The organism is Streptomyces sp. NBC_00086 (genome assembly GCF_026343255.1).
Classification (GTDB): domain Bacteria; phylum Actinomycetota; class Actinomycetes; order Streptomycetales; family Streptomycetaceae; genus Streptomyces.
The window spans coordinates 3,819,382-3,843,153 of the sequence record NZ_JAPELZ010000001.1 but is presented as its reverse complement, the minus strand read 5'-3'; the positions used below and the strand labels follow the sequence as shown (position 1 = coordinate 3,843,153).

Sequence of the window (23,772 nt, the reverse complement as noted above, 5' to 3'; positions counted from 1 at the left end):
ACCCCACAGGGGGACGGGCCGTTCCGGCGTTCTGCGTTCGGTGCTGCGCGGGCTACTTCGCCTCGGCGTCGGTCTCCGGCTCCGCCGGGGTCTCCGCCTTCGGCGCGGGCGCCTTGGTCTCGGCCACCGGTTCGGCCGTGGCTTCCGCCTTCGGCTCCGGCTTGGCCTCGGCCACCGGCTCGGCCGTGGCTTCCGCCTTCGGCTCCGGCTTGGCCTCGGCCACCGGCTCGGCCTTGGCCTCCGCCTTCGGCTCCGGCTTCGCCTCGGCCGTGGCTTCCGCCACCGGCTTCGCCTCGGCCACCGGCTCGGCGGCAGGCTCAGCCTCCGCCTCGACCACAGGCTCCGGCTCCGCCTCCACCACAGGCTCCGGCGTCTTCACCGAGTCCAGCAGCAGCTGCGCCACGTCCACCACCGTGACGTGTTCCTTCGCCTGGCCGTCGTTCTTCTTGCCGTTCACCGAGTCGGTGAGCATCACGAGGCAGAAGGGGCAGGCGGTGGAGACGATGTCCGGGTTCAGGGACAGGGCCTCCTCGACGCGCTCGTTGTTGATGCGCTTGCCGATCCGCTCTTCCATCCACATCCGCGCGCCACCCGCGCCGCAGCAGAAGCCCCGCTCCTTGTGGCGGTGCATCTCCTGCTGGCGCAGGCCCGGCACGGCCGACATGATCTCGCGCGGCGGCGTGTAGACCTTGTTGTGCCGGCCCAGGTAGCACGGGTCGTGGTACGTGATCAGCCCGTCGACCGGGGTCACCGGCGTGAGCCGGCCCTCGTCGATCAGGTGCTGGAGCAGCTGCGTGTGGTGGATGACCTCGTACTCGCCGCCCAGCTGCGGGTACTCGTTCGCGATGGTGTTGAAGCAGTGCGGGCAGGTGGAGACGATCCGCTTCGCCGACTTCGGCTTCTTCGTCTCCGGGTCCTCGTCGTCCTCGCCGAACGCCATGTTCAGCATCGCGACGTTCTCCTGGGCCAGCTGCTGGAACAGCGGCTCGTTGCCCAGACGGCGCGGGGAGTCACCCGTGCACTTCTCGTCGCCGCCCATGATCGCGAACTTGACGCCCGCGATGTTCAGCAGCTCGGCGAAGGCCTTCGTGGTCTTCTTGGCCCGGTCCTCCAGGGCGCCGGCGCAGCCGACCCAGTAGAGGTAGTCGAACTCGGAGAGGTCCTCCGCGTCCTTGCCGATGATCGGGACCTCGAAGTCCACCTCCTTGGTCCACTCGACGCGCTGCTTCTTCGCGAGGCCCCAGGGGTTGCCCTTCTTCTCCAGGTTCTTGAGCATCGTGCCCGCCTCCGACGGGAACGCGCTCTCGATCATCACCTGGTAGCGCCGCATGTCGACGATGTGGTCGATGTGCTCGATGTCCACCGGGCACTGCTCGACGCACGCGCCGCAGCTCGTGCAGGACCACAGGACGTCGGGGTCGATGACCCCGTTCTCCTCGGCGGTGCCGATCAGCGGGCGCTCGGCCTCGGCCAGCGCGGCCGCGGGGACGTTCGCGAGCTGCTCCGGCGTCGCCTTCTCGTTGCCCTCCATGTCCTTGCCGCCGCCGGCCAGCAGGTACGGGGCCTTGGCGTGCGCGTGGTCGCGCAGCGACATGATCAGGAGCTTGGGGGAGAGGGGCTTGCCCGTGTTCCAGGCCGGGCACTGCGACTGGCAGCGACCGCACTCCGTACACGTGGAGAAGTCGAGGATGCCCTTCCACGAGAACTGCTCGACCTGCGAGACGCCGAAGACGTCGTCCTCGCCCGGGTCTTCGAAGTCGATGACCTTGCCGCCGCTGGTCATGGGCTGGAGCGCGCCCAGTGCGACCGCGCCGTCGGCGTTGCGCTTGAACCAGATGTTCGGGAAGCCGAGGAAGCGGTGCCAGGCCACACCCATGTTGGTGTTCAGCGAGACGACGATCATCCAGATCAGCGAGGTGCCGATCTTGATCATCGCGGTGAAGTAGATGGCGTTCTGCAGCGCGCCGAGCGACATGCCCTTGAAGGCCAGCACCAGCGGGTACGAGACGAAGTACGCCGGCTCGTACGAGTCCACGTGGTGGATCGCGCCTTCGAGGCCGCGCAGGCACAGGATCGCGAGGCCGATGGTCAGGATGATGTACTCGACGAAGTACGCCTGCCAGGCCTTCGAGCCCGCGAAGCGCGACTTGCGGCCGGCCCGCGAGGGCAGCGACGCGAGGCGGATCCCCATCAGGACGAGGATGCCGAGCACGGTCATCAGGCCGATGAACTCGATGTAGAGCTCGAACGGCAGGAAGCCGCCGATGATCGGCAGCACCCAGTCGGCCTGGAAGAGCTGCCCGTACGCCTGCACCAGCGTCGGCGGCAGCGTCAGGAAGCCGATCGCGACGAACCAGTGCGCGAAGCCGACGAGGCCCCAGCGGTTCATCCGGCTGTGGCCGAGGAACTCCCGGGCAAGGGTGAGCGTTCGGGATTTCGGGTCGTCCGTACGGCTGCCCGCCGGTACGGGCTGGCCGAGCTTCACGAAGCGGTAGATCTGCGCCACGGCTCGGGCGAGCAGCGCGACGCCGACCACGGTCAGGACCAGCGACACGATGATCGCGGCGAGTTGCATGGGAGGGCTCCTCGGGCGGCACTTACTAAGCGGTAACTTATCCAGTCAAGGCTTGAGGTTACCCAGTCCCGACGCCGCAATGTAGCCGAGCGCGCGGTGATCTGCGTCGCTCGCCCCCGGCTCGCCCCGCCCGGGCTCCGGCTCAGAGCCGCCCGTGCCGCCAGGCCGCCCGCGGGGTCTGCGCGAGGATCGCCAGGTCCATTCCCAGCCAGTGGTTCTCCACATAGTGCCGGTCCAGCAGGTCCATCTCCTCCCACGGCAGGTCCGAACGTGCGCTCACCTGCCACAGTCCGGTCATCCCGGGCCGTACGAGGAGCCGCTCGGGCCGGTCCGACGCGCTGTTTCCGGGCCGCGGCCCGACCAGCGACATCTCGCCGCGCGCCACGTTGAGCAGCTGCGGCAGCCGGTCCAGCGAGCACCGCTCCAGCGCCGCCCCGGCCCGCCCCTTGCCCACGCGGAAGCGCCACGCCCGGTAGGGCCGCCCGGCCAGGCCGGCGGCGGGCTCGCGTACGAGGACGCCCGCGCCCTGGGTCGCGTACAGCAGGGCGGCGGTCAGCAGCAGCGGTACGAGGAGCACCCCGATCAGGAGCGCCGCTCCGGCGAGGTCGAGCACCCGCTTGGCGGATGGCCCGGGCGGCCATGGCCCTGGCCGGGCGGGGAGGCGTGGCAGCAGAGGCATGTCTGCACCGTGCCGCACGCCTCCGGCGGGGGTGGGGTGCCGCGCGGCCGTGGTGCCCCGTTCGGGTGCGGCTCCGCTGCCGGGGCTCCGCCCCGGGCTCCGCGCCTCACACGCCGAATGGCGCGTGATTGCGCGTAAGGGTGGCTTAAAGGTTGAGCCCCCTCGACTCACCTCTGTTGACAGGGGCGGAGGGGTTGGGGCACGCTTGAGTCTGTTCCACTCAAGTCAGCTGGAGGAATCAAAATGGCACGTGCGGTCGGCATCGACCTGGGCACCACTAACTCCGTCGTCAGCGTTCTGGAAGGCGGCGAGCCCACCGTCATCACCAACGCCGAGGGCGCCAGGACCACGCCGTCCGTCGTCGCCTTCGCCAAGAACGGCGAGGTCCTCGTCGGCGAGGTGGCCAAGCGCCAGGCGGTCACGAACGTGGACCGCACCATCCGCTCCGTCAAGCGCCACATGGGCACTGACTGGAAGATCAACCTGGATGGCAAGGACTTCAACCCGCAGCAGATGAGCGCCTTCATCCTGCAGAAGCTGAAGCGCGACGCCGAGGCGTACCTGGGCGAGAAGGTCACGGACGCGGTCATCACCGTCCCGGCCTACTTCAACGACTCCGAGCGCCAGGCGACGAAGGAGGCCGGCGAGATCGCGGGCCTGAACGTCCTGCGTATTGTCAACGAGCCGACTGCCGCCGCCCTGGCCTACGGTCTCGACAAGGACGACCAGACCATTCTCGTCTTCGACCTCGGTGGCGGCACGTTCGACGTGTCCCTCCTGGAGATCGGCGACGGCGTCGTCGAGGTGAAGGCCACCAACGGTGACAACCACCTCGGTGGCGACGACTGGGACCAGCGCGTCGTCGACTACCTGGTGAAGCAGTTCCAGAACGGTCACGGCGTCGACCTGGCCAAGGACAAGATGGCGCTCCAGCGTCTGCGCGAGGCCGCCGAGAAGGCGAAGATCGAGCTGTCCTCCTCCACGGAGACCTCGATCAACCTGCCCTACATCACGGCCTCCGCCGAGGGCCCGCTGCACCTGGACGAGAAGCTCACGCGCTCGCAGTTCCAGCAGCTCACCGCGGACCTGCTCGACCGCTGCAAGGCCCCGTTCCACAACGTCATCAAGGACGCGGGCATCAACCTGTCCGAGATCGACCACGTGGTCCTGGTCGGCGGCTCCACCCGCATGCCGGCCGTCGCCGAGCTCGTCAAGGAGCTCACCGGCGGTCAGGACGCCAACAAGGGCGTCAACCCGGACGAGGTCGTCGCCCTCGGCGCGACCCTCCAGGCGGGCGTTCTCAAGGGTGAGGTCAAGGACGTCCTGCTCCTCGACGTGACCCCGCTGTCCCTGGGTATCGAAACCAAGGGCGGCATCATGACCAAGCTCATCGAGCGCAACACCACGATCCCGACCAAGCGGTCCGAGATCTTCACGACGGCCGAGGACAACCAGCCGTCCGTACAGATCCAGGTCTACCAGGGCGAGCGCGAGATCGCGGCGTACAACAAGAAGCTCGGCATGTTCGAGCTGACCGGCCTGCCGCCGGCCCCGCGTGGCGTCCCGCAGATCGAGGTCTCCTTCGACATCGACGCGAACGGCATCATGCACGTCACTGCCAAGGACCTGGGCACTGGCAAGGAGCAGAAGATGACCGTCACCGGCGGCTCTTCCCTCGCCAAGGACGAGGTCGACCGCATGCGCCAGGAGGCGGAGCAGTACGCGGACGAGGACTCCCGCCGCAAGGAGGCGGCCGAGTCCCGCAACCAGGGCGAGCAGCTCGTCTACCAGACGGAGAAGTTCGTCAAGGACAACGAGGACAAGGTCCCGGCCGAGATCAAGGACGAGGTCCAGGCGTCCATCGACGAGCTGAAGGAAAAGCTCAAGGGCGAGGACGCCGCCGAGATCCGCACCGCGACCGAGAAGCTCGGCGCCGTCAGCCAGAAGCTCGGCCAGGCGATCTACGCCGACGCCGGTGCCCAGGCCGCCGGTGGCGCGCCGACCGGTGACGCCGGCCAGGCCGACGCCAACGACGACGTCGTCGACGCCGAGATCGTCGACGACGAGAAGCCGAAGGGCGGCGCGGCCTGATGTCGGAGGAGACCCCGGGCTTCGACGAGAAGCCCGAAGTCCCCGCCGACGCCGCGCCTGACGACGACGCCGCCGAGTCGAAGGCCGCAGCTTCCTCCAAGGAGGAGGCCGCGGCCCCGGCCGGGGACTCCGCAGCAGCACCGGATGTCGCTCTGCTGGCCCAGCTGGACCAGGCCCGTACCGCGCTCGGCGAGCGCACCGCGGACCTCCAGCGGCTCCAGGCGGAGTACCAGAACTACCGCCGCCGGGTGGAGCGGGACCGGATCGCCGTCAAGGAGATCGCGGTCGCGTCCCTCCTGACGGAGCTGCTCCCGACCCTGGACGACATCGGCCGGGCGCGGGAACATGGCGAGCTGGTCGGCGGCTTCAAGTCGGTGGCCGAATCGCTGGAGACCGCCGCGGCCAAGATGGGTCTGCAGCAGTTCGGCAAGGAGGGCGAGCCCTTCGACCCGACGATCCACGAGGCCCTGATGCACTCGTACGCGCCGGACGTCACCGAAGACACCTGCGTGGCGATCCTGCAGCCGGGGTACCGGATCGGCGAGCGTACGATCCGTCCCGCGCGGGTCGCGGTGGCCGAGCCCCAGCCGGGCGCGGCGCCGAAGTCCGAGGCGGCGGAAGGCGAGTCCGCGTCGGACAAGGACGCGGATGCCCCCGACAAGGGCTGACGTTGCGGCGGCCTTTGCACGACACGCAGGACACGCAGGACAAGAAGTAGCGCGAGAGGAGGGACACCGGGGATGAGCACGAAGGACTTCGTCGAGAAGGACTACTACAAGGTCCTCGGTGTCCCGAAGGACGCCACCGAGGCCGAGATCAAGAAGGCGTACCGGAAGCTCGCCCGCGAGTTCCACCCGGACGCCAACAAGGGCGACGCCTCGGCCGAGGAGCGCTTCAAGGAGATCTCCGAGGCGAACGACATCCTCGGCGACGCCAAGAAGCGCAAGGAGTACGACGAGGCCCGCGCCCTGTTCGGGAACGGCGGCTTCCGCCCCGGTCCCGGCGGGGGCGGCGGCTCGTTCAACTTCGACCTCGGCGACCTCTTCGGAGGCCAGCAGCAGGGCGGCGCGGGCGGCGGCTTCGGCGGTGGCGGCGGCGGACTGGGCGACGTCTTCGGCGGCCTGTTCAACCGCGGCGGCGCCGGCGCGGGTGCGGGCACCCGTACCCAGCCGCGCCGCGGCCAGGACATCGAATCGGAGGTCACCCTCTCCTTCACGGAGGCGGTGGACGGGGCCACGGTCCCGCTCCGGATGTCCTCGCAGGCGCCCTGCAAGGCCTGTTCGGGCACCGGCGACAAGAACGGCACGCCCCGCGTGTGCCCGACCTGCGTCGGCACCGGCCAGGTCTCGCGCGGCAGCGGCGGCGGCTTCTCGCTGACCGACCCCTGCGCGGACTGCAAGGGCCGCGGCCTCATCGCCGAGACCCCGTGCGACATCTGCAAGGGCAGCGGGCGGGCCCGCAGCTCCCGGACCATGCAGGTCCGGATCCCGGCGGGGGTCTCCGACTCCCAGCGGATCCGGCTGCGCGGCAAGGGTGCTCCGGGCGAGCGCGGCGGCCCGGCCGGCGATCTGTACGTGGTCGTGCACGTGGACGCGCACCCGGTCTTCGGCCGCAAGGACGACAACCTCACGGTGACCGTTCCGGTGACCTTCGCGGAAGCGGCGCTGGGAGCCGACATCAAGGTCCCGACCTTGAACGGCCCCTCGGTGACGCTGAAGCTGCCCCCGGGCACCCCCGGCGGCCGCACGATGCGGGCCCGCGGCAAGGGGGCGGTCCGCAAGGACGGCACCCGCGGCGACCTGCTCGTGACGGTGGAGGTCGCGGTCCCGACCGAGCTGAACGACAAGGCCCGCGAGGCCATGGAGCTGTACCGCGAGGCGACGGAGTCCGAGGACCCGCGCTCCGCTCTGTTCGAGTCCGCGAAGGGAGCATGACATGGACGGCCGCCGTAGGAGCCACTACCAGCTCACCGATGAGACCCCGGTCTACGTGATCTCGGTGGCCGCCCAGCTCTCGGGCCTGCATCCGCAGACCCTTCGCCAGTACGACCGCCTCGGCCTGGTCTCCCCGGGCCGTACGGCCGGGCGCGGCCGGCGCTACTCGGCCCGTGACATCGAACTGCTCCGCACGGTGCAGGCGCTGTCCCAGGAAGAGGGCATCAACCTGGCCGGCATCAAGCGGATCATCGAGCTGGAGAACCAGGTCGCCGCGCTCCAGCAGCGCGTGGCCGAGCTCTCCAGCGCCGTCGACGGAGCCGCCGCCGTCCTCCAGCAGCGCGAGGCCCAAGTGCACGCCTCGTACCGGCGCGACCTGGTCCCGTACCAGGCTCCGCAGCCGGGCAGCGCCCTGGTCGTCTGGCGTCCGGCGCCCAAGCGCCCGATGGACTGACCGACGGACTGCCGGACCGGCGGACTGCCGGACCGGCGACGCCGCGAACGAAGAGAAGGCCCCGATCCACCGGATCGGGGCCTTCTTCTCGTTTCCGGGCCCACCCGTACACCCGTCCAGGCTTCCAGGCCGCTCAGGGCCTCCTGCCGGCCCCACGGCGGCGGTCCGGGCCCGCGGCGGCTACTTGTCGTCGAGGATGCCCGACTGGGCGATGAGGAAGCCGAGCTGGGCCCGGCTGCCGCTGCCCAGGGCGGAGGCGAGCTTGGCGATGTGCGCGCGGCAGGTCCGTACGTTCATCCCCAGCCGGCGCGCGATGGCCTCGTCCACGTGCCCCTCGATGAGGAGCTGGGCGATGGATCGCTGCACGCCGGAGATCCCCGCCGGCGTGTGCTCGTAGGTCACCTCGTCGCCCAACGGCACGGCCCGGCGCCACAGTTGCTCGAAAACCTTGATGAGGTACGCCACGACTCCGGGGTGGCGCAGCTCCAGCGCGACACGCCGGTCGTCGCGGGCCGGGATGAAGGCCACGCTACGGTCGAAGATGATGAGGCGCTCGATCAGTTCTTCGAGGGTGCGGATCTCGACCTTGCCGGTGGAGACGCGGTCCGCGTAGGCGAGCATGCTCTGGCTGTGCCGCGCGGTGTGCTGGTACAACGTGCGGATGCTCACCCCGCGGTCGATCACGTTGGTGCCGCGCTCCAGCGACTGGGACAGGACGAAGGGGGAGCGGCCCCCGCCCGGCTGGATCGTCAGGACCTCGGTGTGGCACTCGGCCGTGGCCAGATCGAGCGCCGCGTTGATCTGCTCCAGGCCTTCGTGCGCGGTGATGGCGTGGGTGTTCGCGGGGCTCCGGGCGCTGATGGCGAGGAACGGCTCGAAAGCATCGGTGAGGTCCACGGCGCTGCGGCGCCGGTCCTGGATCTCCTTTTCGAGGGGATGGAGCCGCTGTGCCAGTGCGACGGAGGGGGGAACCGCTCGGAGTTGGTTCGCGTCATCGGGATCGGAGCGCAAGAGACCGAATTCGAGCAGGCAGGGGACGTTGACGACCTCGCTGCGGGCCACGCGGCCGGCGCTCAGGGCCGCCGCGTAGAGCCGTGTTCCCTCGGTGCACATGCTGGTGACCGGGTGGGGATGTGTCGGGTTTGTGGCTGTATTGGGCAAATCTCCACCCCCCAGGGTCCTGAACATGTAAGAACATGATGCATCGTCCCTGTGGCACCGGCGTGCCTGAATAAGCCATCGTCTGACACGCGGGGGAGAGGATTCCATCAAGTGAGGACGAAGCCGACCATGTACAAGAGAATGCTTCGCTCGGCGCTTGCCGTTGTTTTCTCCGCCGTTGCGGTCTTTGGGGCAATCAGTGCCGCCACTGGGGATGCGGATAGCGTGCGAGCCGCGTCGGGGTCGAACCCGGCATCGGTGCAGGCGGGCAATACGGATATCGGGTGGGACTCCATGCCCATGGGCGACATCGGGTGGGACTCGGCGCCCACGGACATCGGCTGGGACTCCACGCCGGCGAGGGTCTCCTGATGACCCCCGACGATCATGGCTTCCGCCGTGAAATGGCATCGGCCTACCGCTCCGGCTGGCAATTCATCGATCTCACCAGCGCCATTCCTTACGCCGGCGACTCGCTGAAGGTCACCCTCTTCGGCCAGCCGATCATCGTGGTGCGGGAAGAGGACGAGGACGTCCGCGCCTACCGCTGTCTGCGCCGTCCCCGGGGCGCTCCGCAGCCCGTCCGCTGCGAGATCCGGTACGGCATGGTCTTCGTCAATCTGGACCAGCGTGATCATCAACTTTTCGAGCCCGAATCCGCCGCCACCCCCCGCAGTGCCTGAAGCGATTCCCCTGTCGTCGCAGATCGCTCAGGCACTACCCCCACACAGCGACGCCATCGTGGACCTGACCACGATGGCGTCGCTGTGATGTTCGTGTCCAGGGGTTGAACCGGACATCGTGGATCCGGACACCGCCGCGGCCGCGGATCCGGACGCCGCACCGGCTGCGGATCCGGACGCCGCCGCGGCCACCGGCTACGCGCGCCCCATGGCGCGGTCCAGCGTGATCTCGATGACCACCCGGTCCGGGTTCGGCGAGGGCATCCGCCCGTACCGCTCCGCGTAGCGCAGTACCGCCTCCGCGACCGCGGCCTCGTCCGTACGGACCACCGCGCGGCCCTCCAGGGTCGCCCAGCGCCGCCCCTCCAGCTGGCACACCGCCACCCGGGCCCCGCCCTGCGGGCCCTCCTGCGACGCCAGCACGTTGCGGACCTTCTTGCTGCCCTTGTTGGTGATCACCCGTGCCAGTCCGGCTTCCGGGTCGTAGGTCACGCCCACCGGGACCACGTGCGGGCTGCCGTCCGGACGCTGCGTGGTCAGCGTGCATATGTGCCGCTCCCGCCAGAAGGCGAGGTACTCCGGCGTCGGGTTGAGTACGTCATGAGCGGTGCGGGCCGTGCCGGCCGGGCTGGGAGTCGACATGCGCGAAGGGTACGTCCCTCCACCTTGAGTGGAATAGACTCAACTTTGTGCAGGTTACTCATGTAAAGCACACACAGGAGAGGGAAGGGAGAAGGCGCACGTGGATGCCGAGCTGACCAACAGGAGCCGGGACGCGCTGAACGCGGCCACCACCAGGGCCGTCAAGGACGGGCACGCGGACCTGACGCCCGCGCACCTGCTGCTGGCGCTGCTCGCCGGCGAGGACAACGAGAACATCACCGACCTGCTCGCCGCGACCGACGCCGACCAGGCCGCCGTACGCGCCGGAGCGGACCGCCTGCTCGCCGCCCTGCCCAGCGTCACGGGCTCCACGGTCGCGCCCCCGCAGCCCACCCGCGAGCTGCTCGCCGTACTGGCGGAGGCCGACGCGCAGGCCGGGAAGCTCGGCGACGAGTACCTCTCCACCGAACACCTGCTCATCGCCGTCGCCGCCAAGGGCGGCGCGGCCGGTGAGCTCCTTTCCGCACAGGGCGCGACCGCGAAGAAGCTGCTGTCCGCCTTCGAGAACTCAAGAGGAGGGCGGCGGGTGACCACCCCCGACCCCGAGGGCCAGTACAAGGCCCTGGAGAAGTTCGGCACCGATTTCACGGCGGCCGCCCGCGAGGGCAAGCTCGACCCGGTCATCGGCCGCGACCACGAGATCCGCCGCGTCGTGCAGGTGCTCTCGCGGCGTACGAAGAACAACCCGGTGCTCATCGGCGAGCCCGGCGTCGGCAAGACCGCCGTCGTCGAGGGCCTGGCCCAGCGCATCGTCAAGGGCGACGTCCCCGAGTCCCTGAAGAACAAGCGGCTGGTCTCCCTGGACCTCGGCGCGATGGTGGCCGGTGCCAAGTACCGCGGCGAGTTCGAGGAGCGGCTCAAGACGGTCCTCGCGGAGATCAAGTCCAGCGACGGCCAGATCATCACCTTCATCGACGAGCTGCACACGGTCGTCGGCGCGGGCGCCGGCGGGGACTCCTCCATGGACGCGGGCAACATGCTCAAGCCCATGCTGGCCCGCGGCGAGCTGCGCATGGTCGGCGCGACCACCCTCGACGAGTACCGCGAGCGGATCGAGAAGGACCCGGCGCTCGAGCGGCGCTTCCAGCAGGTGCTGGTGGCGGAGCCGAGCGTCGAGGACACCATCGCGATCCTGCGCGGGCTCAAGGGCCGCTACGAGGCCCACCACAAGGTCGTCATCAACGACAGCGCGCTCGTGGCCGCGGCCACCCTCTCGGACCGCTACATCACCTCCCGCTTCCTGCCCGACAAGGCCATCGACCTCGTCGACGAGTCCATGTCCCGGCTCCGCATGGAGATCGACTCCTCCCCACTGGAGATCGACGAGCTCCAGCGCTCGGTCGACCGGCTGCGGATGGAGGAGCTGGCCCTGAACAACGAGTCCGACGCCGCCTCCCGCGAGCGCCTCGACAAGATCCGCAAGGACCTCGCGGACAAGGAGGAGGACCTGCGGGGCCTCACCGCCCGCTGGGAGAAGGAGAAGCAGTCCCTCAACCGGGTCGGCGAGCTCAAGGAGCGCCTGGACGACCTGCGCGGCCAGGCCGAGCGCGCCCAGCGCGACGGGGACTTCGACACCGCCTCCAAGCTCCTCTACGGGGAGATCCCGGCCCTGGAGCACGAGCTCGCGGAGGCCACCGAGGCCGAAGCCGAGGTCTCCAAGACCGGACGATCCAAAGACGCGATGGTCAAGGACGAGGTCGGCCCGGACGACATCGCGGACGTGGTCGGCGCCTGGACCGGGATCCCGGCGGGCCGGCTGCTGGAGGGCGAGACCCAGAAGCTGCTCCGTATGGAGGACGAGCTGGGCCGGCGCCTGATCGGCCAGGGCGAGGCCGTGCGCGCCGTGTCCGACGCCGTACGCCGCACCCGCGCGGGCATCGCGGACCCGGACCGGCCGACCGGCTCGTTCCTCTTCCTCGGCCCGACGGGCGTGGGCAAGACGGAGCTGGCCAAGGCCCTCGCGGACTTCCTCTTCGACGACGAGCGGGCCATGATCCGCATCGACATGTCGGAGTACGGCGAGAAGCACAGCGTGGCCCGCCTCGTCGGCGCCCCGCCCGGGTACGTGGGCTACGAGGAGGGCGGCCAGCTGACGGAGGCCGTCCGCCGCCGCCCGTACTCCGTGGTCCTCCTGGACGAGGTCGAGAAGGCCCACCCCGAGGTCTTCGACGTCCTGCTCCAGGTCCTCGACGACGGCCGCCTCACGGACGGCCAGGGCCGCACGGTGGACTTCCGCAACACCATCCTGATCCTGACCTCGAACCTGGGCAGCCAGTTCCTGATGGATCCGTCCACAGCTGTGGACGAGAAGAAGGCCCGGGTCCTGGACGTGGTGCGGGCCACCTTCAAGCCGGAGTTCCTCAACCGCCTCGACGACCTGGTGGTCTTCTCCGCCCTGAGCGGGGCCGAGCTGGCCCACATCGCCGAGCTCCAGATCGGCCGCCTGGCCAAGCGCCTGGCCGAACGCCGCCTCACCCTGGACGTCACCCCCGAGGCCCTGGCCTGGCTGGCGGACAAGGGCAACGACCCGGCGTACGGCGCCCGCCCCCTGCGCCGCCTGATCCAGACGGCCATCGGCGACCGCCTGGCCAAGGAGATCCTCGCGGGCGAGATCCGCGACGGCGACACCGTCCGCGTCGCCGTGGCGGGCGACGGCCTTCTGGTGGGCAAGGCGCTCTAGCTTCCGGCGGGCGGGGCGCTGTAGCGACCCGGCAGTAACAAGGCGCTGCAATCCGCCGCAATACCGCCTCAGCCGGGCCCCGGGATCCCCGGGGTCCGGCTTACCCGGGCCCTACTCCTGTCCGCCCTGCGCGGATCGGCGCCTTCCGGGGTGGACACGGGGTGGGCGCGATGGGGGAGGATGGCGGCATCCGCACGAAGGGAAGTCACACGGTGAGCATCGACCCGGCCTCGATTCCGAACTTCGGAGGGCAGCAGCCCGATCCGCAGGCCACAGGACCGGCGGGCCCCGTCGTCCCCGACCAGGACCTGGTCAAGCAGCTCCTGGAGCAGATGGAGCTCAAGTACGTCGTCGACGACGAGGGTGACCTCGCGGCGCCGTGGGAGGACTTCCGCACGTACTTCATGTTCCGCGGCGAGGACGAGCAGCAGGTCTTCTCCGTGCGGACCTTCTACGACCGCCCGCACAAGATCGAAGAGAAGGCTCAGCTCCTCGAGTCCATCGACGACTGGAACCGCCGCACGCTGTGGCCCAAGGTCTACAGCCACACGCACGACGACGGCTCCGTCCGCCTGATCGGCGAGGCGCAGATGCTGATCGGCACCGGCGTGAACCTGGAGCACTTCGTGTCCTCCACGGTCAGCTGGGTCCGCGCGTCGATCGAGTTCGACAAGTGGCTCGTCGAGCAGTTCGGCCTGGAGAAGGAAGTCGACTCCGCGGACGAGAAGTCCGAGGGCGAAGGCGAAGACGGCGCCGGCGAGACCAACTAGGTCCTCGCGGTCCGCGCCCGACCCCTCACGGCGCCACCCTCACGGCGCCACCCCGGACGCGAGCAGCAGGTACGGCCCGTATCCGTACGAGAGCCCGGCCAGCACCACGGTCACCACGACCGCGGTGCGCGGCCGGGCTTTCGCCATGAGGGCCGCCGCCGGCAGCAGGAGGGTGAACGCGGGCAGCAGGAAGCGCGGCTTCGATTCGAAGAAGCCCGCGCCGCCGTAGGTCATCGCCAGCAGCACGCCCGTGTAGACGAGCAGCGGCAGCGGGATCCGGCGGTCGGCCGCCAGCAGCCCGGCGAGCACCAGCGCGGCCGTCAGCAGGACCACCGTCACCGTCGTGGCCAGCTCCACCTGCCCGATACCGGACAGCGCGTGCCGCGCGGAGCGCAGCGCCCCCGCGCCGAAGTCGAAGCGCGAGCCCCAGCCGCTCTGGACGGCGAAGTAGCCGCCGAGCGGATCCCCCCGGCGCACGCCGACGAGCAGGACGTACGAGGCCCAGCCCGCGGGAGCGGCCAGCCCGGCGGCCCACACCGCCGCGGGTGCGCGGCCCCGCCGCCGGCAGATCTCGTACGCGGCGGCCGCCGTCACGGCGGCGGCGACCGCGATCCCGGTGGGCCGGGTCAGCCCCGCGAGCACGGCCAGCCCCGCCGCCCAGCCCCAGCGGCCGCGCAGCAGGGCGTACAGGGCCCAGGCGGCGAAGGCCGCCAGCAGGGCCTCGGTGTAGGCGAGGGTCAGCATGAGGGCGTGCGGCACCGAGGCCCACAGCGCGACGAGCAGCAGCCCGGCGCGGGCCCCCAGCAGGTGCCCCCCGACCCGGTACACCCCCACGGCGGCCGCGCCCGCGGCGATCCAGGCGACGGCCAGCGCGGCGACGGTCAGCGAGCCGGGCAGCACGAGCGAGGCGCAGCGGATCAGGACGGGGTAGAGCGGGAAGAACGCGGAGTCGCTCTGCACGGACCCGATGCCGGGATAGATCTGGGTCCGCCCGTAGCCGTGCTCGGCGATCCGCAGGTACCAGACGGAGTCCCAGGACTCCCCGAGCACCCGTACGGGGCTGCGCCCGGTCCACCAGGCCACCACGGCGACCGCGAGCACCCCGCCCGCGCGCACGGCCGCGTACACCCCGAGCGCGAGCACGGCGCCCGGCACCCGCCCGGCCCGGCCGGACAGCCCGGTGCGCCGCCCGGGCCGTGCGCCGTTCGACAGCGTTTCCGTCGCCATGCGTCCCGACTTTCTGGGGTGCTCCCGATCGGAGTCGCCACGATGGGCAAACCCTACGACTACAGGGCTGCCGAGCCCCCCGAGCCCCCGGGCCCCGCCCTCAGAGCCGCCGCAGCCGCTCCACGGCCTCCTCCAGGACGTCGGTGCGCTTGCAGAAGGCCCAGCGGACGTGGCTGGCGCCGGCGGCCTTGTCGTCGTAGAAGACCTGGTTCGGGATGGCCACCACGCCGCAGCGTTCCGGCAGGGCCCGGCAGAAGGCGAGGCCGTCGTGTTCGCCGAGCGGGGTGATGTCGGTGGTGACGAAGTAGGTGCCCTGCGGGCGGAAGACCTCGAAGCCGGCCGCCGCGAGGCCGTCGGAGAGGAGGTCGCGCTTGGCGGCCAGGTCCGCGCGGAAGGAGTCGTAGTACGAGTCGGGCAGGGCGAGGGCCTCGGCGATCGCGTACTGGAACGGGCCCGAGGACACGTAGGTCAGGAACTGCTTCGCCGAGCGGACCGCCGTGACCAGCTCGGGCGTCCCCGTCACCCAGCCGACCTTCCAGCCGGTGAAGGAGAAGCTCTTGCCGGCGGAGGAGATGGTGACGGTGCGCTCGCGCATGCCCGGCAGGCTCGCCAGCGGGGTGTGGACGCCCTCGAAGACCAGGTGCTCGTACACCTCGTCCGTGATGACCAGCAGGTCGCGGGAGACGGCCAGCTCCGCCACCGCGGCCAGCTCGGCGGGGGTCAGGACGGTGCCCGTCGGATTGTGCGGGGTGTTCAGGAGCAGGAGGCGGGTGCGCGGGGTGACGGCCGCGCGCAGCGCGTCCACGTCGAGGCGGAAGTCGGGGGCGCGCAGGGTCAGCGGCACCCGGACGGCCCCTGCCATCGCGATGCAGGCGGCGTAGGAGTCGTAGAAGGGTTCCAGGGCGATGACCTCGTCGCCCGGCTCCAGCAGGGCCAGCAGCGAGGCGGCGATGGCCTCGGTGGCTCCGGCGGTGACGAGCACCTCGGTGTCGGGGTCGTGGGCGAGGCCGTAGAAGCGCTGCTGGTGGGCGGCGATCGCCGTACGCAGCTCCGGCACGCCGGGGCCCGGCGGGTACTGGTTGCCCCGGCCGTCGCGGATCGCGCGCACCGCGGCCTCGGCGATCTCGGCGGGGCCGTCGGTGTCGGGGAAGCCCTGGCCGAGGTTGATCGCCCCGGTGGCGGTGGCCAGTGCGGACATCTCCGCGAAGATCGTGGTGCCGAAGGCCGCCAGCTTGCGGTTGAGGAAGGGGCGGTTGGTGCGTGCGGGAGCGCTCATGGGCGCCATCCTGCGGGGAAGCTCTGGACTTGCTCAAGTGTGCTTTGGGCCGTGTACGGCACGGGCATCCCCCCAGCACGCGGGACGAAGGGGATCCCGCACCCCGGGCAACCGGGGGAGCAGAGAGGGGTCGGGGGATGATCCTCGGAATAGTGATCTTCGTGGTGGCGGCCGTGGTGATCGTCGGGCTGGTGGCCAAGGTCAGCGGGGCCGGCGGCCGGAGCGTCGGCGGCAGCCGTGGCCGCAGCAGCGGCAGTGACGGCGGCGGGGGCTGGTGGGCCGGGGGCGACTCGGGGGGTTCCTCCTCGTGCGGCTCCTCCTCGTCCAGCTGTGGCTCCTCCTCGTCCTGCGGCGGCGGCGGAGGATGCGGTTCCAGCTGAGACGGGGCAGCATGGAGGCATGGCTCCATGGCTTCAGCCTCCGGACCACCTTCGTACCGCGTCCCGCATAGGTGAGGCGCCCGCCGGGCACAACTTCCGTCGGGCGTCTTCTTGTTCGGACGTCACGGCCGCGCATTACGGCGTACGGGCGGCATGTCGTTGAACACGTGAACTGGGTAGCCCCCGAGGGGATGTAAACCCCTGCAACTTGGGTAAAAACGCTGTGAGTGCCGTGCCTTTCATGATTCCCTCGGTTGAGTAGACCAGTCCTCGGACCTCCCTGGACTTCCTGTGGACCCGTGCCGGTGTCCCCCCACCCGTTGACTACCGCTGGCGGGCCCCGGCCCATCTCCCTCGCGCGTTTGCGGAGCCGACTCATGCTCACGACCCTCCAGACCACCTATACCGACACGCGTGCCGCCGATCTCGCCTGGGCCCTGGGTCGGGAGCGGCTGCCCGCCCTGGCCGTACTGAACCTCGAACTGGGTGGAGCGAAAGTGGAGTTGCGCCTGCTCGGGGCCTCCCACCAGGTACTCCTGGAAGAGGGCGACGTGCTCTGCTCCGAGACCGTCGCCTGTATGCCCGGCAGCAGCACCCCGCTTCCGCTCGGCGTGGCCAAGCGCGTCGGCGACTGGGAGTACGAGTTCGCCGCGCGGGTCGAGAACCTCTCGCGCGGCTCCTTCGCCGGGCGCGCGCAGGAACTGCTCGCGCTGGTCGCGGACCACCCGAACGGGCTCGCCGGCACCTTCCCCGGCAGCCCGCACGCCTTCACCGCCATGCTCGCGCAGCGCTACGAGGGCCAGGTGCGCTGGCGGACCTGGCACGCGTACCCGCAGGAAGGGCAGTTGGTGGCCACCCGCACCCGGGTCGGCGTACGGGCCGCGGGGACGGGTGCCGGTGCGGGCGTGGACGCGGCGGGCGCCGTGCAGCTGGGCGCCCAGGCGCCGGTGCTGATCTAGCGCCGTGCCGGGCGTCGCGACCCGGTGAACCCTTCCGGCCGCAGCGCCAGGCCGAGTCGGCCGGGCCCCAGGGGGCGTCCCGGCCGGGCGCCGGCGCCGATCCGGGGGCCCTGGGGTCGCGGGGGTCGCGGAGTTGCCGAGCGGTTACGCCAACTGCCCGAACCAGTGCGCCACTTACACCCATGTGGGTGACCGGATGCGAGCAGGCGGTGACGTACGGTTCGCTTCATGATCGACCGTTCCGCCCCGCGCGGGGTGCTTTCGGCTCCGGAGCCGCGCGGTGTGGCCCGCGTCCCGGCCGCCCTGCCCGTACGGCCCAGGACCGGCCGACTCCTCGTCCTGGCCACCGTGTTCGTCTGCGCCGCCTGCGGGCTCGTATACGAGCTGGAGCTGCTCGCCCTCGGCTCGTACCTCATCGGCGACTCCGTCACCCAGGCGTCGGTCGTGCTGTCCGTCATGGTCTTCGCCATGGGCGTCGGATCCCTGCTCGCCAAGGCCCTGCGCGCCCGCCCCGCCTTCGGCTTCGCCCTCGTCGAAGCGGGCCTCGCCCTGCTCGGCGGGCTCTCCGCCATAGCGCTCTACGCCAGCTTCGCCTGGCTGGGGGAGTCCCGGCCCGCCCTCGTCGCCTTCTCCTTCGCCATCGGCGTCCTGATCGGCGCCGAGATCCCGCTCCTGATGGTCCTCATCCAGCGCATCCGCAGACAGGACGCGGGCGGCGCCGTCGCCGACCTGTTCGCCGCCGACTACGTCGGCGCCCTCGTCGGCGGCCTCGCCTTCCCCTTCCTGCTGCTGCCCGTCCTCGGACAGCTCACCGGCGCCATGTTCACCGGCACCGTCAACGTCATCGCCGGCGGCGGCCTCGTCCTGTGGCTGTTCCGCCGGGACCTGAGCCGACGCGCCCGCTGGCTGCTCGTCGCCGTCAACGTCACCGTCCTCACCGTCCTGGGCTGCGCCACGGTCCTCGCCGACGACTTCGAACGCGTCGCCCGCCGCGCCGTCTACGGCGGCGAGGTCCGCGTCGCCGTCCAGACCGGAGTCCAGGAACTCGTCCTCACCGGTCCCCCGAACGGCTCACCGCGCTCCCTCGACCTCTTCCTCGACGGCCGCCTGCGGGTCAGCGGCTACGACGAGTACCGCTACCACGAGGCCCTCGTGCACCCCGCGATGACCGGCCCGCACACCCGCGTCCTGGTCCTCGGCGGCGGAGACGGCCTCGCCGCCCGCGAGGTGCTGCGCTACCGCGACGTCGCCTCCGTCACCGTCGTCGAACTCGACCCCGGAGTCGTGCGGCTCGCCCGGACCGACCCGATGCTCTCCGCGCTGAACGGGCGGGCGTACGAGGACCCGCGCCTCGGCGTCGTCACCGAGGACGCCTTCCGCTGGCTGCGCGCACCCGCCTCCCGGGCCCGCTTCGACGTCATCGTCTCCGACCTGCCCGACCCCGGGATCACCCCCAGCACGAAGCTGTACTCGCAGGAGTTCTACGGGCTCGCCGCGCGGGCCCTGCGCCCCGGCGGGCGGCTCGCCGTCCACGCGGGGCCGCCCGGCACCAGGCCCCGTACCTACTGGACCGTCGAGGCCACCCTGCGCGCGGCCGGCCTGCGCACCGCCCCCTACAGCGCGGGCGGCCGCCTCTCGGGCTTCGCCGCCGGCCCCGACCGGGTGCTCGGCGCGGGCTCCGCGTCCGCCGCCGCCGCGAAGCTCCCGCAGGACTGGGGCTTCGTCCTGGCGGCCCGCGAGGGCGTGCCCCGGCTGCGGGTGGACCGGGAGACGCCCGTCCTGCGGTCCCTGTCCACGCAGTCCCTGGCCGACGCGGCCCGGGACACGGAGAGCACCCGGGTGGCGGGCCTCCCGCCGTCGACGCTGCCGCACCCGAGGTACTCGTAGCCGGAGTGCTCGTAGCCCGGGTACGCATGGCCGGGGTACTCGTGGCCGGGCGGTCGCGTCGGTAGGCTCGTCCGCATGGAGCATCAGGTGTTCGTACCGGTCCCCTCCGCCGACGTCCGCGCCGTGCTGCGCGACCCCGCCCGGCTGGCGCGATGCGTGCCGGGGCTCCAGCAGGACGCCGATACCGAGGCCGGGCCGCTGTCCGGCCGGCTGAGGGTGCGGGTCGGCGGGCACACCGTCACCTACCGCGGCACCCTCGCCGTCACCGAGCAGGACCCGGACCACTTCACCCTCGCGGGCGAGGGCACCGAGGTGCGGGGGAGCGGGACCGTGAAGCTCTCCCTCGTGCTGCGCCTGACCGAGGCGGACGGCGGCACCCGGCTGGAGTTCACCGCAGAGTCCGCCGCCGACGGCCGCGCCGCAGCCTTCGCCCCCGACGCGGCCGCCACGGCCGCGCACCGCCTCCTGGACCGCGCCGCCGGGCACCTCGCGGCCCTCGCGGTCGACGGCACCGCCGGGGCGGGCGAAGCAGCGGTGGACACCGCCGCCGACTCCGACGTGCACGCCGACGTCGACTCTGACTCTGATGCTGGCTCTGGCTCTGGCTCTGACTCTGGTGCTGACTCGGACCACGAGGACCCCGGCCCCGGGTTCACCGAGGTCACCGCGTCCGTGTTCGACACCGACGTCCCGCCCCCGTCCCTGGACCCGTTCCTGGAGGGCACCTTCGAAGGCATGGCCGACCTCGGGGACCTCGGCGGCCCCCCGCGTCCGCCGGCCGAGGCCGCGCACGCCCGCCGCACGATGATCGGCCGCAGCGCGGAGGAGGTCGACCACGCGCCCCCGCGCGGCCGCTACGCCCCGGTCCCGGCCCCGACCTCCGCCTCCGCGAACGCCAACCTCCGCTGGATCGCCCCGGCCGCGGCCGTGGCCGTGGCCTCGGCGGTCCTCCTGGGCCGCGCCCTGCGCCGCCGACGCTGACCCGGGGAACGCGCCCGCTTCCCGGCGCGGGCCTGAACACCCCGCCGGGCTGACTAAGGTCATGGCATGAGTACGCAACTGCGCGCCGGCGGCGCCGAGGTGACCATCGACCAGCAGAACGGCTGCCGGATCAGCAGTCTGCGCATCGACGGGACGGAGCTGCTGCGGCAGGGGGACCACTACGGGTCCTTCCCCATGGTCCCGTGGTGCGGCCGGACCAGGGACGGGCAGTTCCAGGACGGCGCGACCCTGCACCAGCTGCCGCTGAACCACCCGCCGCACGCCATCCACGGCTTCGGCCGCGACGCCGCCTGGCGCCCCGCCCGGGCCACCGCCACCGAGGCCGCCTTCACGTACCCGCTCGCCGACCCGTGGCCGTACGAGGGCCTGGTCACCCAGATCTTCGAGCTCGGCGAGAACGCGCTGACCCTGACGATGGGCATCGAGACCTACGGTGACTCCTTCCCGGCGCAGGCCGGCTGGCACCCCTGGTTCCTGCGCAACCTCGCCGGCGGCGGGGCCGACGTACGCATCGACTTCGAGGCCGCCTGGCAGGAGGAGCGCGGCGCCGACCACCTCCCCACCGGCAACCGCATCGACCCCAAGCCCGGCCCCTGGGACGACTGCTTCGGCATGCCGTACGGGGTCGACGTCACCCTCACGTGGCCCGACGCCCTGGAGCTGAAGGTCACCAGCCGCTCCGAATGGGTGGTCGTCTACGACGAGGAGCCCGAGGCCGTCTGCGTGGAACCGCAGTCGGGCCCGCCGAACGGACTGAACAGCCTCCCCCAGTTGGTCACCCCCGTGGACCCGCTGGAGATCTCCACGACGTGGACGTGGCGGCGGCTCGGGTAGGGCCCAATTAAGCTCGGGGCCATGAGTGACGTCAACGAAGTAATGGCGGTAGCCACACGCGATGCGCTTCTGCAGCAGATCAAGGACAAGGCCGTCGTGCACGGCAAGGTGATCCTCTCCTCCGGCCGCGAGGCCGACTACTACATCGACCTCCGCCGCATCACCCTGGACGGCGAGGCCGCCCCGCTGGTCGGCCAGGTCATGCTCGACCTCACCGCCGACCTGGAGTTCGACTGCGTCGGCGGCCTGACGCTGGGCGCCGACCCGGTTGCCACCTCGATGCTGCACGCCTCCGCCGCGCGCGGCGCGCGCCTGGACGCCTTCGTCGTCCGCAAGGCGCAGAAGGCGCACGGCATGCAGCGCCGCATCGAGGGCACCGACGTGAAGGGCAAGCGCTGCCTGGTGGTCGAGGACACCTCGACCACCGGCGGTTCCCCGCTGACCGCCGTCGAGGCGGTCCGCGAGGCGGGCGGCGAGGTCGTGGCCGTCGCGACGATCGTCGACCGCGGCGCGGCCGACGCCATCGCGGCCGCGGGGCTGCCTTACCTCACCGGCTATCAGCTGGACGACCTCGGTTTGTCCTAACCCTCGGACAGTGGGTCGTGCTTCCGCACAACTGGTGACTTAGGTCCTCAGGAGTCCGTAAGCAGGTCCTGACCTGCGGTTTTCTGTTCGGGTGGAGTGTTTCACGTGAAACACTCCACCCGGATCGGGCCGCGTGGTGCCGTCACGGAGGTGGAGTGTGCCCCCGAGTCTGGAAAGATGGGCACGACGGCAACGTCGCCCCCAGGTCAGGGCCCGCAATAAGCACACTCCCCGCACATCCAAGGAGCGGACAGATGCCCATCGCAACCCCCGAGGTCTACAACGAGATGCTCGACCGGGCGAAGGCAGGCAAGTTTGCCTACCCGGCGATCAACGTGACCTCGACCCAGACCCTGCACGCTGCACTGCGCGGCTTCGCGGAGGCCGAGAGCGACGGCATCATCCAGATCTCCACCGGTGGTGCGGAGTTCCTGGGTGGCCAGTACAACAAGGACATGGTCACCGGCGCCGCCGCCCTGGCCGAGTTCGCGCACATCGTGGCCGCCAAGTACGACATCACCGTCGCGCTGCACACGGACCACTGCCCCAAGGACAAGCTGGACACCTACGTCCGCCCGCTGATCGAGATCTCGGCCGAGCGCGTGGCCCGCGGCCTCAACCCGCTCTTCCAGTCGCACATGTGGGACGGCTCCGCCGAGACCCTGGCCGACAACCTGGCCATCGGCCAGGAGCTGCTCGCCAAGGCCGCCGCCGCGAAGATCATCCTCGAGGTCGAGATCACCCCGACCGGTGGCGAGGAAGACGGCGTCAGCCACGAGATCAACGACGAGCTGTACACCACCGTCGACGACGCGCTGCGCACCGCCGAGGCCCTGGGCCTGGGCGAGAAGGGCCGCTACCTGCTGGCCGCCTCCTTCGGCAACGTGCACGGCGTCTACAAGCCGGGCAACGTCGTCCTGCGCCCCGAGCTCCTCAAGGACCTCCAGGCCGGCGTCGGCGAGAAGTACGGCAAGTCCTCCCCGTTCGACTTCGTCTTCCACGGCGGCTCGGGCTCCACGGCCGAGGAGATCGCCACCGCGCTGGAGAACGGCGTCGTGAAGATGAACCTCGACACCGACACCCAGTACGCCTTCACCCGCCCGGTCGTGGACCACATGTTCCGCAACTACGACGCGGTCCTGAAGGTCGACGGCGAGGTCGGCACCAAGTCGAAGTACGACCCCCGCACGTGGGGCAAGGCCGCCGAGGCCGGCATGGCCGCGCGCGTCACCGAGGCCTGCGCGAACCTGCGCTCCACGGGCACCAAGCTCAAGTAGCAGCGGCTCACGCGGCAGCTCCAGTAGCAGCGGCTTCCCGGAAGGGCCCGGTTCCGCCGTCCACGGACGGCGGGGCCGGGCCCTTCTGCGTGCCCGCGTGCCCGCATCCCCCAGACTGTGGGCATGTCTCTTCACCAGAACCTCCTCGGGGGCCCCGCCCCCACCCACCTCCCCGACGAGCCGGGCATCGCGGCCGTCGCCGCGGGCACCCCCGCCGTCGAGGTGGCCGCCGCGCACCCGACCTCCTCCCTCGCCTGGGCGCTCCTCGCCGACGAGGCCTTCGCGGCCGGCCGCACGGTCGAGTCGTACGCGTACGCCCGTACGGGCTACCACCGCGGCCTGGACGCGCTGCGCCGCGCCGGCTGGAAGGGCCACGGCCCGGTGCCGTGGGAGCACGAGCCGAACCGCGGCTTCCTGCGCGCCCTGAACGCCCTGGCCCGCGCGGCCGGCGCGATCGACGAGAAGGAGGAGTACGAGCGCTGCTCGACCTTCCTGCGCGACTCCTCCGAGACGGCCGCGGACGTCCTCGCCGTCTGAGGCCGTGCCTGAGGCGTGATCCTTCTGCGCCCGTACCGGGCGGGTTCCCGCATGGGGCCCGCCCGGTCGCGGAAGGTGACGTGCGCCACTGACTATTGAAGCCCTGCGGCACGTCGGT

At 71.2% G+C, this 23,772-nt stretch carries 22 protein-coding genes; 16 read left to right on the top strand and 6 right to left on the bottom strand.

Translation table 11 applies throughout. The annotated features are described in order from the left end of the window. Window positions 1-52: 52 nt before the first annotated feature. Window positions 53-2,575: a 4Fe-4S dicluster domain-containing protein gene (locus OG276_RS17075; RefSeq protein ID WP_266906383.1), complete on the bottom strand. Its 2,523-nt coding sequence runs from the start codon at window positions 2,573-2,575 to the stop codon at window positions 53-55. Window positions 2,576-2,717: 142 nt separating this feature from the next. Further along, entirely contained in the window at window positions 2,718-3,254 is a 537-nt protein-coding gene (locus OG276_RS17070) for a sugar transferase (RefSeq protein WP_266906381.1), read from the bottom strand. Window positions 3,255-3,497: 243 nt separating this feature from the next. Here OG276_RS17070 and dnaK point away from each other — a divergent pair, with 243 nt between their 5' ends. The 4 genes from dnaK to OG276_RS17050 all read left to right on the top strand — a co-directional run bounded on the left by dnaK (window position 3,498) and on the right by OG276_RS17050 (window position 7,733). Further along, window positions 3,498-5,345: a molecular chaperone DnaK gene (gene dnaK / locus OG276_RS17065; RefSeq protein ID WP_266906379.1), complete on the top strand. Its 1,848-nt coding sequence runs from the start codon at window positions 3,498-3,500 to the stop codon at window positions 5,343-5,345. Next, on the top strand, window positions 5,345-6,013 hold the full coding sequence (gene grpE / locus OG276_RS17060; RefSeq protein WP_266906377.1) for a nucleotide exchange factor GrpE: 669 nt from the start codon (window positions 5,345-5,347) through the stop codon (window positions 6,011-6,013). Before dnaK ends, grpE begins: the two co-directional genes overlap by 1 nt. A gap of 72 nt (window positions 6,014-6,085) precedes the next feature. Beyond that, window positions 6,086-7,279, top strand: a complete 1,194-nt coding sequence (gene dnaJ, locus OG276_RS17055) for a molecular chaperone DnaJ (protein WP_266906375.1) — start codon at window positions 6,086-6,088, stop codon at window positions 7,277-7,279. A 1-nt stretch (window position 7,280) separates the two neighbouring features. Next, the gene (locus OG276_RS17050; protein WP_266906373.1) at window positions 7,281-7,733 is read left to right on the top strand and encodes a helix-turn-helix domain-containing protein; all 453 of its coding nucleotides are present in this window, start codon (window positions 7,281-7,283) and stop codon (window positions 7,731-7,733) included. Window positions 7,734-7,913: 180 nt separating this feature from the next. Here OG276_RS17050 and OG276_RS17045 read toward each other — a convergent pair whose 3' ends face one another. Next, the gene (locus OG276_RS17045) at window positions 7,914-8,921 is read right to left on the bottom strand and encodes a helix-turn-helix transcriptional regulator (RefSeq protein WP_266906371.1); all 1,008 of its coding nucleotides are present in this window, start codon (window positions 8,919-8,921) and stop codon (window positions 7,914-7,916) included. Between the two features lie 84 nt (window positions 8,922-9,005). Between OG276_RS17045 and OG276_RS17040 the strand changes: the two genes are divergently transcribed. Both OG276_RS17040 and OG276_RS17035 read left to right on the top strand, forming a co-directional pair. Next, window positions 9,006-9,266: a hypothetical protein gene (locus OG276_RS17040; RefSeq protein WP_266906369.1), complete on the top strand. Its 261-nt coding sequence runs from the start codon at window positions 9,006-9,008 to the stop codon at window positions 9,264-9,266. Next, entirely contained in the window at window positions 9,266-9,577 is a 312-nt protein-coding gene (locus OG276_RS17035) for a (2Fe-2S)-binding protein (RefSeq protein WP_266906367.1), read from the top strand. Before OG276_RS17040 ends, OG276_RS17035 begins: the two co-directional genes overlap by 1 nt. 195 nt (window positions 9,578-9,772) lie before the next feature. On the opposite strand, the gene OG276_RS17030 is transcribed toward OG276_RS17035, so the two are convergent. After that, window positions 9,773-10,219, bottom strand: coding sequence for a pyridoxamine 5'-phosphate oxidase family protein (locus tag OG276_RS17030; protein WP_266906365.1), 447 nt, complete (start codon window positions 10,217-10,219; stop codon window positions 9,773-9,775). A 100-nt stretch (window positions 10,220-10,319) separates the two neighbouring features. Here OG276_RS17030 and clpB point away from each other — a divergent pair, with 100 nt between their 5' ends. Beyond that, window positions 10,320-12,920: an ATP-dependent chaperone ClpB gene (clpB, locus tag OG276_RS17025; protein ID WP_266906363.1), complete on the top strand. Its 2,601-nt coding sequence runs from the start codon at window positions 10,320-10,322 to the stop codon at window positions 12,918-12,920. 212 nt (window positions 12,921-13,132) lie between these two features. Continuing rightward, window positions 13,133-13,690 (top strand): YbjN domain-containing protein, encoded by a 558-nt coding sequence (locus tag OG276_RS17020; protein ID WP_266906361.1) that lies wholly within the window; start codon window positions 13,133-13,135, stop codon window positions 13,688-13,690. Between the two features lie 39 nt (window positions 13,691-13,729). Here the strand turns inward: OG276_RS17020 and OG276_RS17015 are convergent, their stop codons facing one another. Together OG276_RS17015 and OG276_RS17010 are read right to left on the bottom strand one after the other, a co-directional pair. Continuing rightward, complete coding sequence (locus tag OG276_RS17015) at window positions 13,730-14,917, bottom strand: mannosyltransferase family protein (RefSeq protein WP_266906359.1); 1,188 nt, start codon at window positions 14,915-14,917, stop codon at window positions 13,730-13,732. A 100-nt stretch (window positions 14,918-15,017) separates the two neighbouring features. After that, entirely contained in the window at window positions 15,018-16,202 is a 1,185-nt protein-coding gene (locus tag OG276_RS17010; RefSeq protein ID WP_266906357.1) for a pyridoxal phosphate-dependent aminotransferase, read from the bottom strand. A 128-nt stretch (window positions 16,203-16,330) separates the two neighbouring features. On the opposite strand from OG276_RS17010, the gene OG276_RS17005 reads away from it, so the two are divergent. The 8 genes from OG276_RS17005 to OG276_RS16970 all read left to right on the top strand — a co-directional run bounded on the left by OG276_RS17005 (window position 16,331) and on the right by OG276_RS16970 (window position 23,654). After that, window positions 16,331-16,573 carry a hypothetical protein gene (locus OG276_RS17005; protein WP_266906355.1) on the top strand — a complete coding sequence of 81 codons (243 nt, stop codon included), beginning with the start codon at window positions 16,331-16,333 and terminating at the stop codon, window positions 16,571-16,573. 377 nt (window positions 16,574-16,950) lie between these two features. Then, window positions 16,951-17,532 carry a DUF2617 family protein gene (locus OG276_RS17000; protein WP_266906353.1) on the top strand — a complete coding sequence of 194 codons (582 nt, stop codon included), beginning with the start codon at window positions 16,951-16,953 and terminating at the stop codon, window positions 17,530-17,532. A gap of 228 nt (window positions 17,533-17,760) precedes the next feature. Continuing rightward, a complete protein-coding gene (locus tag OG276_RS16995; protein WP_266906351.1) occupies window positions 17,761-19,419 on the top strand; it encodes a polyamine aminopropyltransferase in 1,659 nt (552 codons plus the stop codon). A 75-nt stretch (window positions 19,420-19,494) separates the two neighbouring features. Beyond that, window positions 19,495-20,400, top strand: coding sequence for a CoxG family protein (locus OG276_RS16990; protein WP_266906349.1), 906 nt, complete (start codon window positions 19,495-19,497; stop codon window positions 20,398-20,400). Window positions 20,401-20,466: 66 nt separating this feature from the next. Then, the gene (locus tag OG276_RS16985) at window positions 20,467-21,255 is read left to right on the top strand and encodes an aldose 1-epimerase (RefSeq protein WP_266906347.1); all 789 of its coding nucleotides are present in this window, start codon (window positions 20,467-20,469) and stop codon (window positions 21,253-21,255) included. A gap of 21 nt (window positions 21,256-21,276) precedes the next feature. Continuing rightward, the gene (gene pyrE, locus OG276_RS16980) at window positions 21,277-21,840 is read left to right on the top strand and encodes an orotate phosphoribosyltransferase (protein ID WP_266906345.1); all 564 of its coding nucleotides are present in this window, start codon (window positions 21,277-21,279) and stop codon (window positions 21,838-21,840) included. 254 nt (window positions 21,841-22,094) lie between these two features. Then, window positions 22,095-23,117, top strand: coding sequence for a class II fructose-bisphosphate aldolase (fbaA, locus tag OG276_RS16975; RefSeq protein WP_112446238.1), 1,023 nt, complete (start codon window positions 22,095-22,097; stop codon window positions 23,115-23,117). Between the two features lie 123 nt (window positions 23,118-23,240). Continuing rightward, window positions 23,241-23,654: a DUF3151 domain-containing protein gene (locus OG276_RS16970; protein WP_266906342.1), complete on the top strand. Its 414-nt coding sequence runs from the start codon at window positions 23,241-23,243 to the stop codon at window positions 23,652-23,654. The last annotated feature ends 118 nt before the right edge of the window (window positions 23,655-23,772 follow it).